Below are 1,617 nucleotides of genomic sequence, written 5' to 3'. Positions count from 1 at the left end.
GGTAGCCGGCGGTCCAGGTGCCGTCCAGGGAGAACCGGTTGAGGGGGATGTCGGACGGGAACCGGTAGGCGGTCGGCTTGTCGTCGACGATCGGGTCGCCGACGTAGCCGCTGACGCGGAAGTTGCTCAGGTAGGTCTCCGGGGTGCGGTCCTTGGTGAGCTGTGCGTCCTTCTGGCCGGTCGGGGCCGGGAGTTGGACGGTGGGGTCGGCCTCCTTCAGGAGGTCGCGGATGAGCTGCTCGGTCTGGGCGTACCGGCCCTCGCCGAACGTGAAGTGGCGGACGGTGCCGTGGGAGTCGATGAGGTACTTCGCGGGCCAGAAGCGGTTGCGGTAGTTGTTCCAGGTGGTCAGCTTGTTGTCGAGGGCGACCGGGTAGGTGACGCCGAGCCTGCGGGTCTGGTCGGCGACGTTGGACTCCTTCTTCTCGAAGGAGAACTCCGGTGAGTGGACGCCGATCACTTCGAGTCCGGCGTCCTTGTAGGTGTCGTACCACGCCTTGACGTGGGGCAGGCTGCGCTGGCAGTTGATGCAGGAGTACGTCCAGAAGTCGACCAGGACGACCTTGCCGCGTTCGCGCGCGAGGTCGACCGGTGCGCCGCCGGGGGTGTTGAGCCAGGCGCTGATGCCGTCGATGGCCGGGGCCTTGCCGCAGGAGCGGAGTTCGTCGACGCCGTCCTCGCAGCGGGAGAGGTCCTTGTTGGAGTCGTCGTAGAGGCCGGACAGCTTCTGGCGGGCCACGTCGCTGTCCTCGATCTGCTTCTGCGCGGAGGAGGTGTAGTCGGGCAGGGCTCGCTGGAGGGCGTCGGTGACGTTGAGGGCGAGTGCTCCGGCCAGCGCGATCATCACGACACCGGCCACGATCCGCAGTCCCCGGGCCCGCTTGCGGAAGGCGGTGACACGTTCCGCGACCCGCCGTCCCGCGAGCGCGAAGACCAGCAGGGGCAGTGCGGTGCCCGCGGCGAAGGACAGGGTCAACGCCACGATGCCGAGGCTCAGTTCGCCCCGGGCGCCCGCCACGGTGATGGCCGCCAGGACCGGACCGGCGCAGGGCACGTAGAGCAGTCCGAGCCCGAGGCCGAGGACGAACGCGCCGCCCTCCTTGTTGACCTGGCGCTGCGGGATCTTCGCGAACGGCCGCTCCAGGAGCCGCTCGACCGGCGGGAAGACGAGGCCGAGGCCGATCAGGACCAGCAGGCCCAGACCCACGTAGCGCAGGATGTCGTCCGGCAGCCCGAGGGCGGAGATGATCGTCACGCCGAGCAGGGTGAAGAAGCTGAAGCTCACGACCAGACCGGCGACCACCGCGTAGGGCCGCCGGTTGCGCACGGCCGGTTCGGGGTCCTTCACCAGCACGTCCCCCGGCTCGTCGCCGTCGTCGCCGCGTTCTCGTGGCGCGGGCGGTGGGCCGCCGTCCGGCGTACCGCCCGGTCCTCCGGCGAGGAACACCACCGGGAGCACCGGCAGGATGCACGGCGAGACCGCCGTGATCAGACCACCTAGCAGACCGATCAGAACCAGAGTGAACACCGGTCGACACCTCCACCCGAGAACCCGGACCCTCCGGCTCTCTCGGCACTGATCCGAGACCGGGACGTGCGGCGGATTGCTCCGGAGGA

Annotated in this window: 1 protein-coding gene; it reads right to left on the bottom strand. The window is 69.5% G+C overall.

Features of this window, described 5'->3' with window-relative positions:
* On the bottom strand, positions 1-1,528 hold a 1,528-nt coding region (locus GA0115242_RS30510), incomplete at its 3' end, for a cytochrome c biogenesis protein CcdA (protein ID WP_093834181.1).
* Positions 1,529-1,617: the final 89 nt, after the last annotated feature.

This window comes from Streptomyces sp. SolWspMP-5a-2 (assembly GCF_900091845.1).
GTDB classification, from domain to species: domain Bacteria; phylum Actinomycetota; class Actinomycetes; order Streptomycetales; family Streptomycetaceae; genus Streptomyces; species Streptomyces doudnae.
This window is presented reverse-complemented; position numbering and strand designations above follow the sequence as displayed.